Below are 16,452 nucleotides of genomic sequence, written 5' to 3' on the forward strand. Positions count from 1 at the left end.
ATATGAAACATGCAATCATTAGCTCGCTTGTTCTCCAGTTGCTTCTGTTTGAGTTTCTGCTGCAGGAGCTGAAGTTTCAGCCTGCGCTGACGGAGTATCAGAAGTTGCCTTCTTCCTGGCACCACCTGCGCGGCGGGTTCTTTTAGCACCTTCTTTCTTTTCTACCTTACCCTTACCATAGATCTCATTGAAATCTACCAGTTCAATCATTGCCAGTTCGGCATTGTCACCAGGACGTGTGCCTAACTTAATAACCCTTGTGTAACCACCCGGGCGACCTGCAATTTTCTCACTGATCGTGGTAAATAATTCAGTAACTGCTGCTTTGTCCTGCAAATAGCTGAATACAACACGGCGTTGGTGTGTTTCATTCTTTTTGCTTTTAGTGATCAATGGCTCTACATAAACACGCAGTGCTTTTGCTTTAGCCAAAGTGGTTACAATTCGCTTGTACTGAATTAACTGGCAAGCCAGGTTGCTTAACAACGCTTCGCGGTGTGCTTTCTTACGACCGAGGTTGTTGATTTTGTCTCCGTGACGCATGACATTTAAGTTTTAAATTCAGCTGCACCGTGTCAGGATTTGCAGCCTACTGTTATAGAATAAGTCAAAAGTCAAAGAGAAAATTCAAAAAGGTTTCCTATGTTTCAAGTCACCTTTTCTACTTTTGACTTTTTACTTTTTATTTTAATAATCGTCCTTATCAATTCCTAATTTACCAAGGTCCATACCGAAGTGCAGGCCTCTTTCGTTTAACACCTGTTCGATCTCTGACAGGGATTTCTGACCGAAGTTTCTGAACTTCATCAAATCTTCCTGCTCATACTGAACAAGCTCGCTTAGTGAATTGATCTTGGCTGCTTTCAAACAGTTGAAGGCACGTACAGAAAGATCAAGATCTTCCAATGGTGTCTTCAATACCTTACGTAATTGTAAAGTTTGTTCGTCAACGATATCTTCTTTCTTTTCTTCTTTATTATCGAAGGTGATGTTCTCGTCAGTAATGATCATCAGGTGCTGTATCAGGATACGGCTGGCCTGCTTTACTGCTTCTTCAGGATGAATGGTACCATCAGTGTTTACTTCCATCACTAACTTTTCATAGTCAGTACGTTGCTCAACACGGGTATTTTCTATACTGTATTTTACATTCTTTATAGGAGTGTAAATAGCATCAACAGGAATATATCCCAAAGGAGCATCCTTTGGTTTGTTCTCTTCTGCAGGAACATAACCACGACCTTTGCCTATTGTGATCTCCACATCTAATTTGGATGAATTATCCAAAGTGCAGATCAACAATTCAGGATTCATGATCTGGAAAGACTGTGTTCCTTCAGCCATCATACCGGCAGTGAACTCAGTTCTGTTCTTTATAGAAAGAGTGATCTTTTCATTTTGAACGTCATGATCAACGATCTTCTTTAAACGAACCTGCTTCAGGTTCAGAATGATCTCAACCACGTCTTCAGAAACACCCTTGATTGTTGCAAATTCATGATCTACGCCTTCAATTCTTACACCTATGATGGCATAACCCTCTAAAGAGTTAAGCAACACACGGCGAAGGGCGTTTCCGATGGTTACGCCATAACCTGGCTCCAGCGGACGGAATTCGAATTGCGCTTCGAAATCAGTAACTTTTTGAAGAACGATTTTGTCGGGCTTCTGAAAATTTAAAATTGCCATTTGTTATTTCAGATTTAAGGTTTGTTTTTTAATTACCAGCGGGTTCACATCAGATCACCTGCTCTTGTTTACCTTTCCTCACAGCAGTCCATCCATAAAAGATGGAGCATCCTCTATGATTACTTAGAATACAATTCGACGATCAGCTGCTCTTTAATGTTTTCCGGAACGCTTTCTCTTTCAGGATAAGTAATGAATGTTCCCTGGAACTCAGCTTCATTATAATCTACCCAGGTAAACTTAGGATTACGGCCACGGATCTGGCTGGTAACCGAAGTGTTGTCTTTTGATTTGTCTTTCAAGGCAACAACATCACCTGGCTTTAACTGGTAAGAAGGAACGTTAACTACATCACCGTTCACCATAACGTGCTTGTGGCTCACCAATTGACGGGCAGCAGGACGGGAAGGAGCAATACCCATACGGAAAACTGTGTTGTCCAAACGGGATTCCAGAAGTTTAATTAAATTTTCACCGGTAACACCTTTACGACGGGAAGCTTCTTCAAAGGTCTTGCGGAATTGTTTCTCTAATACACCGTAAGTGTACTTAGCTTTTTGCTTTTCACGCAACTGGAGTGCATATTCACCTAAGCTTTTACGCTTACGTTGTGCACCATGCTGTCCAGGAGGGTTAGAATTCTTACCTAACCATTTTCCATTTCCTAAAATGGGCTCTCCGAATATACGGGAGATCTTGGTCTTGGGACCATTGTAACGTGCCATAGTTTTTTTTCATTTCCGCTTTTTAGAAACCGGTGCGTTCATCGTTGAAAGCGGTAAAAATTAATGAAGCACCCTTTTATTAAATGAAACCAAATTGGCTCAACTATATGTAAAGTGGCCATAAAGCCACCTGCTATTATACTCTTCTTTTCTTTGGAGGACGGCAACCATTGTGAGGTAACGGAGTTACATCCTTGATCATGGTTACTTCAATTCCTGACTGGGCCAAAGCACGGATAGCACTTTCTCTACCGGCACCAGGACCTTTTACAAATACATCTACTCTCTTCACTCCTGCATCCAGTGCTACCTTGGCAGCATCTGAAGAAGCCATTTGTGCAGCATAAGGAGTGTTTTTCTTAGAACCTTTAAAACCCATTTTACCAGCACTTGACCAGGAAATAACCTGTCCTTGCTTGTTGGTAATAGAGATGATAAGGTTGTTGAAAGTAGCGTTTACGTGGGCATCGCCATAGGTATCAACCTTAACGATCCTCTTTTTTGCAGCGGCCTTTGCGCTTTGCTGACCTTTTCCGCCGCCTTGTTGTGCTTTTGCCATTTTACTTAGGTAATCTTTTTAATGATAAACTTCCTGCTTTGGCAGAAAGTCCTGGACCAATCCTCCACCTGCACCGGGGTATCCGCAATTGTTCCAGTAAATAGGTGCATATAGAAAGAAGGCTCAGGAAGTAAGGAACAAGATTAAAGAAGATCTCTTTATCCTTGTTCCCTAAACCTACGCCTTCAGATCTTACTTCTTAGGTGCTTTCTTCTTACCAGCAACCGTCTTACGCTTTCCTTTACGTGTACGGCTATTGGTTTTAGTACGCTGACCTCTTACCGGCAAACCTTTACGATGGCGAAGACCACGGTAACAAGCGATATCAAGTAAACGCTTGATACTCATTTGCACTTCTGAACGCAATTGTCCTTCTACCTTAAACTCTTCAGTAATGGTAGTACGAATGTTGTTCAGATCTTCATCATTCCACTCATTTACCTTCTTGCTACGGTCAATACCATGTTTGTCAAGAATGTAACGGGCAGTGGCGGGTCCTATTCCGAAGATATAGGTTAGGCCTATTTCGCCTCTTTTGTTTTTTGGTAAGTCAACGCCGGCAATACGAGCCATAGTTATTTGTAATTTTTAATTTTCAATTTTCATTTCAGATCATCAACCAGCATCTGCCAATTGACAATGAATTATCCTTGTCTTTGCTTAAAGCGGGGGTTCTTTTTGTTAATTACATAAAGTCTTCCCTTGCGACGTACAATCTTGCAGTCGGCGCTTCTTTTCTTAATGGATGCTCTAACTCTCATTGTTAGGTTATTAATCGTTTATTTATTTATAACGGAAAATGATCCTGCCCCTTGACAGGTCATAAGGGCTCATTTCCACGCCAACTTTATCTCCTGGCAAAATCCGTATGTAGTGCATTCTCATTTTGCCTGAGATCGTAGCCAGTATTTCATGTCCGTTTTCAAGCTTTACCCTGAACATAGCATTAGATAAAGCTTCGATAATAGTTCCGTCCTGTTTAATTAATGGCTGTTTCGACATACAGATTTTGGGAGCGCAAAGATATAGGTATTTCCCCCATAAAAAGAAAAAAGAGCCGTTTTTTACGACTCTAATGCCTGTTTTTCCCAAAAAATTAAGAAGTTTTAATCTATTTGAGCCCTTTCCAGTGGCACTTTGGTCATGGCAAGGTAGTGATTTTGCAATTCATGCAAATATATGGGGTGGTTAAAATGTCGGTGATCCTCGCGGTACCAGACGTCCATATTTGTATAGTTGCCTGGGTCATGAACCAGGATCCTGAACGGTCCTCTTTTGTATTTAACACCCTCTTCATTTTCTTCTTTTTCAAAACCCAGTGTATTCATTAAATGCGCTTCTGTTAAGGGAACCGGAACTATTTCTTCCGGAGGATACCAGAACTCCTGTACTCCATTATCAATACAGGCCAGGTTGTCCATCCGGTTAATTTCCACAACAGAACCAATTCTTTCATCCCCATCATGCAGAACATGAACTATGTCCCCTGCTTTAAGATCTCCAACTTTTACCATAACTGAATAATTTAGTTTTAAATATAAAAAATACTCAGGAAAGAACTTTCAGCCAATCACAAAAAATTAAGCTTTAAGGAATAAAAAGAATACCAGGTTTTATTGAATCCTTTCTTTCCCCTCGACCTCACTGAATAAGATAGCCTGTAGTTATTGCTCCAAAAGCACTTAATAATCACAAACATTTTGTTTGCCACCCCTCGGTTGATTACAATTACCCAAATAATTAGACCCCGTTGAAATGACCTTACAGGCAACTTAAGTACAGGATATCCCGAAGATATCCCGAGGATATCCCGAGGATAAGCCGACGATAAGCCGACTCTTATAGAGTCGGGATATCCTCGGGACATCTATGGCTTATATATGAAATATTATTGGGATAAAGTGCAACTTGGCCGGGAACAAAGTGCCTTAAGCACCGCCGAAAAAAGGGAAAAGACAATCCAGGCCTGGATTGTCTTTTCCCTTTTAATTTGATTTTAGACTGAATTATTCAGCCCAGCTCATCACATAATTATCATTTTCTATATCCAGAGCCTGTTTGGTTAGCATTAATGGATGAAAAGTATCCACCATAACAGCCAGTTCTTTGGTTTCTTTAGCCCCGATGCTTTTCTCTACTGCACCAGGATGCGGACCATGAGGAATGCCTGCGGGATGCAGCGTGATCATGCCCCGGGTGACATTTTTACGGCTCATAAAATCACCGTCTACATAATATAATACCTCGTCGCTGTCAATATTACTGTGATTATAAGGAGCTGGTATAGCTTCCGGGTGATAATCAAACAGGCGCGGACAGAAAGAACAAACAACAAAATTGTTTGCCTCGAAGGTCTGGTGAACGGGAGGTGGTTGATGCACCCTACCTGTTATAGGCTCGAAATCGTGAATAGAGAAGGCAAAAGGATAACAGCATCCATCCCAACCTATAACGTCAAAAGGATGGGCTGAATAATGAATATTATACTGTATGCCTCGTTTTCGGGTACGTACCAGAAAATCTCCTCTTTCGTCATGGGTAAATAAATTCTGAGGTGCCCTTATATCTCTTTCACAAAATGGTGAGTGTTCCAGCAATTGGCCATTCTTACTCAGGTATTTTTTAGGGAACCTGATTGGGCTAAAAGATTCCACTATAAACAAACGATTGTCCTCACCATTGAAACTGATTTGGTAAATAGTACCCCTGGGAATAACGAGATAATCTCCATAACCAAAACTTAGCTCGCCATACATGGTCCTTAATATGCCGCTACCTTCATGAACGAAGATCATTTCATCAGCATCGGCGTTTTTAAAGAAATAATCCTCCATACCCTGCCGGGGGGCAGCTAAAACTATATGAACATCATTATTTACAAGCACTGGTATCCTGCTGTCAAGGAAATCATTTTCAGGCTTTATCTTAAAGCCTTCAAAACTGCGGTGGCTTAACATTTTTTCCTCTGCAATTTTCGGGGCCACATTTATGGGCTTTTCTGTTTTTATGATCTGGGTGGGAGGATATACATGGTAAAGCAGGGAATAGTCGTTAGAGAAACCTTCAGTAGAAAATAATTGTTCAGCATATAATGAACCATCTGGCTTGCGGAACTGAGTGTGTCTCTTATGGGGTATCTCACCCAGTTTATGATAATAAGGCATAGTGCAATTTGAATAGTTTGAGAATACCCGGTATTATCAGAACCAATAAAAAATATAATACCGGAAGATATAGATGAGCATGGCTATAGTAAACCCGAAAGATCCAGGGTAGCTAGCAGGAAAATATATTTCCACCTGCGTTTATCTATCCAATAGGTAAAGTTTCTACAAAACAACATAGCCAGCATTCGCAGCAACTAATATAGCTATTTCCCAAGATATTGAAAGGTGGCAACCATGAATTACTTAACAGGAGGTTTTCAGGGAATGTAGGGAACCTGGATGGTTAACAATAAATGAAGGCAGCGATGTTTAATCATAATAGCCTTTATGCGCTGATTTATTTTTGGCTAAAGGTGATTGAGCATAAGAGTACATTAGTTTCCTGGTTAGCTTATCTTTTTAAGTGCATTAAGCTTGTCGAGGTAATGAATTACTTCCTCATCGCTTACTTGTGAGAAATCACTATAAAACAAACCAACACTTCTGAAGGATTCAGGGCATAGCAGTATAACCATTTCTTCAACAAAAGGTTCTAGTTTTTCCACTGCAGATTGTGAGGCTACAGGTACTGCCAGAACAATTTTATACGGTTGGCTTTTTCTAAGCACCTGGACGGTGCCTAAAATTGTGTTACCAGTTGCTATGCCATCATCCACCAGGATCACTGTTTTACCAGTAAGGTTTTGCGGTTCCTTATCTCCCATGAAACTTATTTGCATTTCTTTTAACCGTTCGCGAATATTGGCAATTTCTGTTTCAATATAATGCTGGGTTACGTTTTCGTGTGGCAGTACAAAACTGTCTTTAAGGCCAACGGCACCGATGGCATATTCTTTATTATTGGGATGGCCAAGCTTTTTTACAAGGATGACCTCGAGGGGAATGTTTAATTCTTTGGCAATTTCATAAGCAACAGGTACCCCACCCCTTGGAACAGCCAGTACAACCCCCGGAATATTTTTGTACTTGCGCAATCTTGTGGCAAGCATTCTTCCCGCCTCACTTCTGTTTGTAAACATGTTATAAATTTTAATCGTTTAGCAAGGGTATAGGCTGCAGGTGCTTTTCAAACCAGTTTCCAGCCAAAAGACAAACCTGATCCATAGTGCCTTCTTCTTCAAATAAATGGGAGGCACCTGCCACCACCTCCAATTTCTTTTCTGTCGATAATTGATTATAGGCTTGCTTGTTGAGCTGCAATACCTGGGAATCAAGGCTGCCTACGATAAGCAAAGTAGCAGCCTTCACTTTTGGAAGGGCAGAAAAAGCAAGATCAGGTCTTCCTCCCCTGCTAACTACAGCAAGGACCTGGGATAATTTAGAAGCTGCTACCAATGCAGCTGCAGCACCCGTGCTGGCACCGAAATAACCTATTTGAACATTCTTACCCCAGTTCTGCCCTTCCACCCATAGTGTTGCCTTCAAAAGTCTATCTGCCAGCAGGTTTATATCAAAGCGGGTTGAATAGTTTTTATCTTCTTCATAAGTTAACAGGTCAAATAACAATGTACCCAAGCCAATGCTATTGAGATAGGTTGCTACTAACTGGTTGCGTGGGCTTAACCTGCTGCTTCCACTTCCGTGGGCAAATACTACCAGAGCATGTGCATTTGCAGGAAGTGCCATGTCTCCTTTCAGCTCGACATTTTCCAGGGGAATGCTGATGGTAATTTTGTCGTAGGTATCCATAAAATCACTTAAAATATAAACGCTCATTCTTTACTGGTGTAAACCTATTTCAGTATCCCTTCAGAGGCAATGACCACCATCACTCCTTTCTTTGACAGTGCTCATTGCCAGACCTGGGGAATTGGTTTTGCTTTGGGAAAACCCTTAATTATGCGCAGGTACTTTACAAAAGAATTAGCACCTAATGAAGAAAGAACCATTTCTATTATTAAGGATAAGGCTGAGGTGTTAACGAACCAGGCTGACCTTCAGCCATTGTTTGACAGGATCGGCGATGCTCAATTTGTAATGCTTGGAGAAGCGTCGCATGGCACGCACGAATACTATACATGGCGTTCACAGATCACAAAAAAACTCATAAAAGAAAAGGGGTTTCAATTTATAGCCGTGGAAGGAGACTGGCCGGATTGTTACCAGGTGAATCGTTACATTAAAAACTATGCAAATGCTGGAGGCAGTGCGCTGGGTGTATTAAAACGCTTTAACCGCTGGCCTACATGGATGTGGGCTAACTGGGAAATGGTTGCAATGATTGATTGGTTATATAAGTATAATAAACCTTTACCTGCTAGCAAAAAAATAGGGTTTTATGGACTTGATGTTTACAGTCTATGGGAAAGCCTGGAAGCCATTCGGGAATATTTAAAACATATTGATCCAAATGCTTTGAAGGTAGCTGAAGAAACATTCCATTGTTTTGAACCATACAAAGCTGATGAAGGCCGGGGATATGCCCGGGCAACTCAATTTGTTCCGGAGTTGTGTACTGATGAAGTGGTAGAATTGCTTAAAAAGATACAGGAACATTTACCTTCTTATAATTCAGATCATGAAAATGTTTTTAACGTTGAGCAAAATGCAATCGTAACACTCAATGCAGAAAGGTACTATAGGGCCATGGTAAAAGGGGGGCCTCACTCCTGGAATGTAAGGGATCATCATATGTACGAAACGCTCAATCGCTTAACTGACTTTCATGGGAAAGGTGCAAAGGTTATCATCTGGGAACACAATACACATATTGGAGATGCCAGGGCAACAGACATGACTACTGAGGGCATGTATAATGTTGGGGAGTTGGCCAGGATAAAACACCATGAACACGGAGTGGTATTAGTTGGTTTCGGATCATATAAAGGAGAAGTGATAGCAGCAAAAGGCTGGGGTGCACCCATGAAAGTAATGGCCGTGCCTCCAGCAAGAAAAGGAAGCTGGGAATATATATTGCACAAAGCCAGCCCTGAAAATAAGTTATTGATAATGGATGATTTCATGGATGAAGAATTAATGGAAACTCATATCGGCCATCGGGCCATAGGCGTAGTATATAATCCGGAATATGAAAAGTACGGCAATTATGTTCCCAGTATTCTACCATTACGTTATGATGCGTTTATCTACCTGGATCATACAACTGCCTTACACCCCTTACATATCCAGCCTGATGGACACCAGATACCTGAAACTTATCCATTCGGCGTATGACAAAAATTCTGTTACTCCTTTTGAGGACTAATTATTCATCATTTAAATTATTTTATTATGAAAAATGATCTCGAAATTCAACAGGATGTAATGAACCAATTGAAATGGAATCCCTTTTTAAAAGCTTCCGAGATCGGTGTATCCATTAAAAATGGAATAGTTACACTTTCAGGGCAGGTGGACAGTTATGCTCAAAAGCTGGAAGCTGAACGAACTGTCAGAAAAGTTGCAGGTGTAAAAGCTATTGCAGAAGATATTCAGATTGGCGTTTTACCAAGCTACAGAAAGAGTGACACTGATATTGCTGCTTCAGTTTTGAATGCATTGAAATGGCATAGTGCAGTACCTGAGGATAAACTGGAAGTAAAAGTAGAAGATGGAGTGGTAACACTTGGAGGCGAAGTAGAATGGGAATATCAAAGGAATTCTGCCCGCAATGCAGTTGTAAACCTTCTAGGTGTTCGTAGTGTGATCAACAATATTGCCATTAAGCCCAAAGCTTCTGCAGGTGATGTAAAGTCAAAGATCACTTCGGCATTATTGCGAACAGCAACTATAGATGCAGAAAGAATATCTGTTGATGTCGTTGGCAATAAAGTAATACTAAAAGGAAAGGTTCGCTCCTATACTGAAAAAGAAGATGCCGAGGAAGCTGCCTGGTTTGCTCCTGGTATTGCTACAGTTGAAAGTCACCTTGAATTGATACCCCAGGAAGAGTTAATGTTTTAAACCACAATAACAGGCAATGTCTGCTAAAGCATTGCCTGTTTGTTTTTACTAAACACAAACAACTTAGTTGTGTTGCCCCTTTCATACTTTCCTGGGAAGGGGATGGATTTCGTGCACTCATTTAATCATCAATATCTGATGTAAGATTTTCGGTCAGGTATTTGATGCGTTATGATGATAACATGACCCATTGCTTAAATATTAATTTATGAGTAAGGAATTCAAAGTTGGTGACCATGTAAGCTGGAACTCTGAAGCCGGCCATGTTTCCGGCAAGATCATTAAAATACATTATGCAGACTTTAATTATAAGGGTTATACACACCATGCTTCGAAAGAAGAACCACAGTATGAAATAAAAAGTGATAAGTCTGATCATATTGCAGCACATAAAGGCTCCGCTCTTACAAAATTCAAGAAATAGCTTTTCCAGTTTTCCTGGGGAGCAAAATTACTTCCCCGTGACAGGAACAATAGCTGGTGCAATGGGATGTTCAGCCCTGAATTCATAGCCTAATAGTTTGGCTATGGTCTGTGCAAATTGTTGCTGATACCATTGTCCTTCGTATTTAATTTCTCCACCTGTGTTAACACCGGGACCCATTACTGCCAACCATATTTCATTGGCACCTGGCACATCACTTCCATGATCCCTCCATTGGTCCTTTATAATATCTCCCCGCCCGTGATCGGTAGTAATAAACAGAGAAGTTTTATTGCGATAGTGTGGATCGGATTGCACCTTTTCCCAAAGTTCCCTGATCCAGGCGTCTACCTGGTGCGCTGCATCCAGGTAAGAACGGTATTTACCTGAATGCGCCCATTCATCAGTTTCACCGTAAGCTATATATAAAACCCTGGGCTTATTTTTATTCAGTTCTTCTATAGCAGCATAGTGCGTGAATACATCAAGACATTCCCCCATACGCCATGGCTTGTAAGAGTCACGCCTCATTTTATTGATCAATAGCTGGTTGGCATTGGGATACTTCCCCCCAACAAGGTCAAACGCAGATATAACCGGCATGCCACTTCGTTTCTCATTTAAAATGCGGTCAAAAGCATTCCATGCACCAAATACCGAAACCTTTCCTTGAAACCCAGGTTGTTTGTTTAAATATTCCAGCACATTTGTATTTGGGTTAGGAGGATATTCATTGGAATTAATTGCAGTATCAGCAAAGCCTGTCATGATCTCACTGTAACCTGGATAACTGAACCAATAAGGATTGGCGGTGTTCACTTTATTACCATAATTCCGGTTACCATACAGTTGTCCATTTGTTGCTATTACAGACCATAAAAAAGGCATTAGTTTCTTTCTCCGCTCTTCACTATTGGTATTCCAATAGGCCTGGTATAAATAAGAACTATCACCTTCGTTGTATTTATTATTATTGGCAATTGATGAATCCATACCGCCAAATACTTCCTGCCATCTAAATCCATCTGTTGTAACTATAATAATGTTTTCGGCAATTAATTGAGATGGAATAGAAACTGTTTTATGCTGGGCCTGGGCAACAATCCCCATTAGCACAAAGCTGAAAAAAAGAATCTTCTTCATAATGGTAGTAAAGAAATAAAAGCCTTTGTTCTAGAGGTGACCAATAAAATCATCAGACCTTATTTCAACTAAGATAATGAAGAAGTATTCTTTTTACCGATTAATTGCCGTTCTCCATTTCAATGATTGAATAATCCCTCCATTGTTGCTGCTATATAATAAATTGCTCCAATGGTTGGCCCTCCGGCATATTCAATATGACGCTTATTTAAAATATTAGCACCTCCTATTTTCAGTTGGGATTTAACCGATGGCAAGTGAAAGCTAACCTGCGCATCAATCGTCTGGAAGGCCGGGATGTTGCCATTTACAAGAGGGCTTTCCCATACATAACTATCCTGCCATTTCCAGGCAATGGCAAAGCCAATATTTTTAAAGATCTCCCTGTTGCTGAATGCAATATTGGTTGACCAAAGTGGTGTATTAAATCCTGTTACAAAAATATCTTTCGCATCCAGTTCCTTAATATTATTATAGTTGATATTTCCTGAAAAACTATAGCGCCTGTAAAAATTATAAAGAAAGCCCATAGCTGCTCCATAGTTCCTGTAGGTATTTTTTGAATTTGTATAAACTCTATAGCGATCCTGTCCCTGGCTTGCAGCTGTATTAGAAGTAGCGGTTGTTGCATCCCTGTTCCTGTCAAGCATGGCAAGCACAGCTTCATCAGTTCCCACCTTTTCATTTTTAGGCACAAATACCTGCACCTGTCCTAAAAATCCATCATACTGATTACTGTAGGCATCGAAATCAATAATCAATTTATTATCGAGCAAAACTGTCTTATACCCCACTTCCAGGGAATTGATCTTTTCCGGCATGGCTTTGGGAAGGTTTGCTATTACCAATAAATTACGATTGGCAAGAGCAGCCGAATCACTATTACCTTGTGCACTTACTTTTGCATTAAAATTAATAACAGATGCCTGTGTGTAACTATTTTCAAGGTATCCCAATCCCTCATTAATATAGGAAAGACTACCGACCCTTTTGACCCTTCCATTATTTACATAGGATAATGCCTCAAATAAGGCTGGGAATCTATAGCCTTGCTGGAAGGTCAAACGGAAATTGTGCTTATCATGTAAGGTGTATACAGCGGCTATCCTTGGAGTAAACTTTGGATTAAATTCAGGATTATAATCATAGCGTAAAGAAGCAAAAAGTTTTAATTTGGAGTTAAGCAGGTTTTTGGTCAACTGGGAAAAAGCGCCATACTTTTTATAATATACATTATTTCCAAAACTGCCATCCTTCAATGGAAGATTTCTTTCTGGTATTGGCCTTGAGAAATCAACGAAATTATTTCCATCAGGTATTATCTCATATACACGTGCATCTGCGCCTACCAGGATATCAACAAACCTAATTTTCCCTGACAAATCATATTGAGCTTCTCCATGGTATAACCTGCTTTTTTGAATAAGAGCTGCACCACCTGTTTCCGGTGCATCGGGTATAGAAGCAGAACGAATATCCCAATTATTGATAGAGATGATCTGATTTTTCAGGGCTTCAAATGCCGCGGTTCCAGGCACTACATGGCTGGCATCTGCAATGCTGCGGGCGTAATTTGCAGCCGCCGCCAGGTTGGATGAAGTTAAAGCGCCACCATTAGCGCTACTATAGGCTAATAATGCATTCTTATACTTAGTTGCCCAGGCAGAATTAGACCCACCACTGTAAAGATCCAGGTTATCTGCAAGTGGTTTGACATTATAGGAATCACCCGTATTCTCCAATGAGATATAGGTTTTTACCAGGAATTTGTTTCCTTTCAATTCCAATGCATGGTTTTGAACAATCACATTGTCCAGTTGAATTTTATTTCCGCGTTGAAATACGCCATCCATCTTGCCTGCTCTATAGGTATAGGATAGTTCTGCTTTTTCTGAAAACCGGTAATGCAGCGATGCATCCAATTTGAGATTATCCACCTGTGGTTTTACAAGGTCCGTTTCCCAATATCCTGTGCGTGCTACCCGTAATGTTTGATTGGTCTTGCCATTAATAGTAAGTCCGCTTAATGATACCAGGTTACTTCCCGCCAATGCATCATCGCCATATTTGTTCCAGCCGTCAAATGCTGTATTATTAATCCCGTTCAATTCCGGGTAGGAAGGATTTGAGGTTTTTAAATTATTTGGATTTTGATCAGCCCTTGTATTTGACCGCCAGTCAATTCCCTGCATATAGCTTAAGTTCACTTTAAACGCAAAATGATTGTTATATGCCCTGGCAAAACGGATGGCAGATTCTGTAAGGATGGCAGGTGTATGATCAATTCCATCTACATGGTTGATCCCTGTTTTATGATAAATACTTAAGCCCTGGAAATCAAACGGGTTTTTTGTGATAAGGTTAGCCATTCCATTTATAGCATTCATTCCATATAATGCCGATGCTGCTCCCGGTGTGATCTCTACACTTTGAATATCAAGTTCAGAGGGCCCTATGGCATTGCCAAGCGGTACACCCAAGGTAGCGGCCTGCATATCTATTCCATCAACCATTTGCATGAAACGGAAATTATTAGATGTATTAAATCCTCTTGTATTGGGCACCTTAAGGGTTAAGCTGGCAGTGATCATCTGTACTCCTTTAACTTTTTCAAGGGCATCATAAAAACCCGGAGATGGAGTTTCCTTAATGGCCCTTATATCCAGCTTTTCAATGGCAACAGGAGAACGAAGAATATTTTCAGGTACACGGGATGCTGATACTACAACCTCACTTCCTAGAACCACTCTTGTAGATAAAGCGACCTTTAATTGTGAACTAATACTTGTCACCTCTACTTCATCAGGCGCAAAACCAACTGAGCTAAATAAAAGTATAAAAGGAAGCTTTTGCCTGGTTCGTAAAACAAACGCTCCATTACTATTGGTAAGCGTACCTACTACAGTGCCTTTGATATTTACTGCAACACCGGGTAAAGGGTCTTGATTTTCGCGTCCGGTAACCAGCCCCGAGATTTCAATGGTTTGCTGTGCAAATAAGAAAATAGAAATTAATAACAACGATGATAATAAGAAGGCTTTTTTATTTTGTCCTGACTTAATAAATGTGGGAAGTATGTATGATGTATAATTTATGGAATGCATTGTTAGTTGATTATGGATGATGTAAAACAAAGTGCCTGACTATTGCATAGATTCAACTGCCAGCGCAATCTGTGTATGCTCTTTTATAAAAAGTTCTAGTGGGAGAATTGAATTAAACGAAACTACATCGGACAAGAGAAGGTCCTGGATATTGAGTCTTTTGCAGGTGGCAATTAAAATAATAATAATAGAGACTGGCAGTTATTAAAGGCTGTTTCATATTTCTTACAAAACTTTGATTAGAATGCGCACACTCCAGAGCACCACTATAACACCCAATAAAATAAAAGAAGCTTTTTTAGGCAATTTGCCTGAAAGCCTGGCAGCAATAGGGGCAGCTATCAGGCCCCCAATGACTAAAGCAAGTATAACCTGCCAATGCTGAACGCCTATCAGCGTAAAAAAAGTAAACGCGCTTGCCAGGGTCACAAAGAATTCGGTAAGACTGACTGATCCTACTACAAAGCGCGGCGTTCTACCCTTGGTTATGAGGGTAGCAGAAACAATTGGCCCCCAGCCCCCACCGCCAAATGAATCCAGGAACCCTCCAACACCCGCTAACCATCCGTAATGTCTGAATTTCTTTTTTACATTGGTTTTTTTAAAGGCATTGATAAAGATCTTTATTCCCAGGAACAAGGTATACACTGCCATGGCTGGCCTTAAATAGGAAATGTGTGACTCGCCCAATTTAACAAGCAACACTGCACCAAGCACCGCACCGAGAATACCCGGGATCAGAAGCGCCTTGAACATCTTTTTATTTACATTTCCAAATTTATAATGGCTGTACCCGGATGCACCGCTGGCAAACATTTCAGCAGTATGAATACTCCCGCTGATAGCTGACGGACTTACATTTGCAGACATCAGTACAATTGCACTCGTAACTCCATATCCCATACTGGTGGCCCCATCAACCATTTGGGCAAGAAAACCTGCAAGGATCATCCATAAAAAATTGCGGTCGAGTGTTTTAGACCAATCTACCGCCGTTACCGCAAATTCTTTTAAGGGTATGTAGGAAAAGATAAAATGGCCTAATAACATTAAGGCAAAAACCGTGATACTTATAGTGGCAATTCTTTTCCATTGCTTTTCTTTTTCTGCATTATCCTTTTCCACAAGTCCCCGCGTAAGTTCATCCAGCTTTTTAACCCTGGTAGCAAAGCTTCCATTCAGCCTGTTACGTATGATATGAAGATTGTCAGTAGCATTATTTATTTCTGCCGGTATAGCAGCATTCAACACTTCTTTCAACCTTTTGGCCATGGTAGGAGATTTTCCATTAGTGGAAATGGCAATTTTTACTGAACCCTTCTGGACGATCGATCCAAGGTAAAAATCACAAAGCCCGGGTGTATCGGCAACATTTACCAATAAGTTTTTCTCTTTTGCTAACACCCGTATCTCCTGGCTAACATTCTTATCATTAACAGCTATGACAACAATATCTTTTAACAATAGATCTGCTGGCTCAAAATCTCTTTCAATAATAGTTACATAAGAAGCACTTGCTGAAAAATGCTTCACTTTATCTGACACTTTACCTGCCACCACAGTGATGTGGGTATTAGGTGCATTTTGAAGCATTGCTGTTAATTTTTCCAAGCCTACATTTCCCGCACCAACGAGCAGAACTTCCAAGTTTTCCAGCTTCAAAAAGACAGGGAACAGGCGATTGACACTTTCTTCTAACTGTTCTATTTCTTCCTTATGTAATACCTCTGTTTCCATA

General features: G+C 40.6%; 17 protein-coding genes. 3 read left to right on the forward strand and 14 right to left on the reverse strand.

Annotated elements, in window-relative coordinates:
- Positions 1 to 18: 18 nt before the first annotated feature.
- From rplQ to BUA53_RS03555, 11 genes are all read right to left on the reverse strand, one after another.
- A complete protein-coding gene (gene rplQ / locus BUA53_RS03505; protein ID WP_072833855.1) occupies positions 19 to 543 on the reverse strand; it encodes a 50S ribosomal protein L17 in 525 nt (174 codons plus the stop codon).
- A 144-nt stretch (positions 544 to 687) separates the two neighbouring features.
- Entirely contained in the window at positions 688 to 1,689 is a 1,002-nt protein-coding gene (locus tag BUA53_RS03510) for a DNA-directed RNA polymerase subunit alpha (protein ID WP_072833856.1), read from the reverse strand.
- A 119-nt stretch (positions 1,690 to 1,808) separates the two neighbouring features.
- The gene (rpsD, locus tag BUA53_RS03515; RefSeq protein WP_072833857.1) at positions 1,809 to 2,414 is read right to left on the reverse strand and encodes a 30S ribosomal protein S4; all 606 of its coding nucleotides are present in this window, start codon (positions 2,412 to 2,414) and stop codon (positions 1,809 to 1,811) included.
- 136 nt (positions 2,415 to 2,550) lie between these two features.
- Positions 2,551 to 2,973 carry a 30S ribosomal protein S11 gene (gene rpsK, locus BUA53_RS03520; protein ID WP_072833858.1) on the reverse strand — a complete coding sequence of 141 codons (423 nt, stop codon included), beginning with the start codon at positions 2,971 to 2,973 and terminating at the stop codon, positions 2,551 to 2,553.
- A 192-nt stretch (positions 2,974 to 3,165) separates the two neighbouring features.
- Positions 3,166 to 3,546: a 30S ribosomal protein S13 gene (gene rpsM, locus BUA53_RS03525; protein WP_072833859.1), complete on the reverse strand. Its 381-nt coding sequence runs from the start codon at positions 3,544 to 3,546 to the stop codon at positions 3,166 to 3,168.
- Positions 3,547 to 3,617: 71 nt separating this feature from the next.
- On the reverse strand, positions 3,618 to 3,734 hold the full coding sequence (gene ykgO / locus BUA53_RS03530) for a type B 50S ribosomal protein L36 (RefSeq protein ID WP_072833860.1): 117 nt from the start codon (positions 3,732 to 3,734) through the stop codon (positions 3,618 to 3,620).
- Between the two features lie 22 nt (positions 3,735 to 3,756).
- Positions 3,757 to 3,975, reverse strand: a complete 219-nt coding sequence (infA, locus tag BUA53_RS03535; protein WP_072833861.1) for a translation initiation factor IF-1 — start codon at positions 3,973 to 3,975, stop codon at positions 3,757 to 3,759.
- A gap of 104 nt (positions 3,976 to 4,079) precedes the next feature.
- Positions 4,080 to 4,487, reverse strand: coding sequence for a hypothetical protein (locus tag BUA53_RS03540; RefSeq protein WP_072833862.1), 408 nt, complete (start codon positions 4,485 to 4,487; stop codon positions 4,080 to 4,082).
- A gap of 492 nt (positions 4,488 to 4,979) precedes the next feature.
- Positions 4,980 to 6,137, reverse strand: coding sequence for a homogentisate 1,2-dioxygenase (locus tag BUA53_RS03545; protein ID WP_072833863.1), 1,158 nt, complete (start codon positions 6,135 to 6,137; stop codon positions 4,980 to 4,982).
- A gap of 389 nt (positions 6,138 to 6,526) precedes the next feature.
- Entirely contained in the window at positions 6,527 to 7,159 is a 633-nt protein-coding gene (locus BUA53_RS03550; protein ID WP_072833864.1) for a phosphoribosyltransferase, read from the reverse strand.
- 10 nt (positions 7,160 to 7,169) lie between these two features.
- The gene (locus BUA53_RS03555; protein ID WP_245793000.1) at positions 7,170 to 7,856 is read right to left on the reverse strand and encodes a dienelactone hydrolase family protein; all 687 of its coding nucleotides are present in this window, start codon (positions 7,854 to 7,856) and stop codon (positions 7,170 to 7,172) included.
- 42 nt (positions 7,857 to 7,898) lie between these two features.
- Here BUA53_RS03555 and BUA53_RS03560 point away from each other — a divergent pair, with 42 nt between their 5' ends.
- From BUA53_RS03560 to BUA53_RS03570, 3 genes are all read left to right on the forward strand, one after another.
- A complete protein-coding gene (locus BUA53_RS03560) occupies positions 7,899 to 9,314 on the forward strand; it encodes an erythromycin esterase family protein (protein ID WP_245793001.1) in 1,416 nt (471 codons plus the stop codon).
- A gap of 57 nt (positions 9,315 to 9,371) precedes the next feature.
- Positions 9,372 to 10,043: a BON domain-containing protein gene (locus BUA53_RS03565; RefSeq protein WP_072833865.1), complete on the forward strand. Its 672-nt coding sequence runs from the start codon at positions 9,372 to 9,374 to the stop codon at positions 10,041 to 10,043.
- A gap of 208 nt (positions 10,044 to 10,251) precedes the next feature.
- A complete protein-coding gene (locus BUA53_RS03570; protein WP_072833866.1) occupies positions 10,252 to 10,467 on the forward strand; it encodes a hypervirulence associated TUDOR domain-containing protein in 216 nt (71 codons plus the stop codon).
- Between the two features lie 27 nt (positions 10,468 to 10,494).
- Here the strand turns inward: BUA53_RS03570 and BUA53_RS03575 are convergent, their stop codons facing one another.
- The 3 genes from BUA53_RS03575 to BUA53_RS03585 all read right to left on the reverse strand — a co-directional run bounded on the left by BUA53_RS03575 (position 10,495) and on the right by BUA53_RS03585 (position 16,451).
- Positions 10,495 to 11,610 carry an alkaline phosphatase family protein gene (locus BUA53_RS03575; protein WP_072833867.1) on the reverse strand — a complete coding sequence of 372 codons (1,116 nt, stop codon included), beginning with the start codon at positions 11,608 to 11,610 and terminating at the stop codon, positions 10,495 to 10,497.
- Positions 11,611 to 11,729: 119 nt separating this feature from the next.
- Positions 11,730 to 14,714: a TonB-dependent receptor gene (locus BUA53_RS03580; RefSeq protein WP_084079789.1), complete on the reverse strand. Its 2,985-nt coding sequence runs from the start codon at positions 14,712 to 14,714 to the stop codon at positions 11,730 to 11,732.
- A gap of 225 nt (positions 14,715 to 14,939) precedes the next feature.
- Positions 14,940 to 16,451 (reverse strand): TSUP family transporter, encoded by a 1,512-nt coding sequence (locus tag BUA53_RS03585; protein ID WP_072833868.1) that lies wholly within the window; start codon positions 16,449 to 16,451, stop codon positions 14,940 to 14,942.
- Position 16,452: the final 1 nt, after the last annotated feature.

It is taken from the genome of Flavisolibacter ginsengisoli DSM 18119, from assembly GCF_900129295.1.
In the GTDB taxonomy this organism is placed as follows: Bacteria; Bacteroidota; Bacteroidia; order Chitinophagales; family Chitinophagaceae; genus Flavisolibacter; species Flavisolibacter ginsengisoli.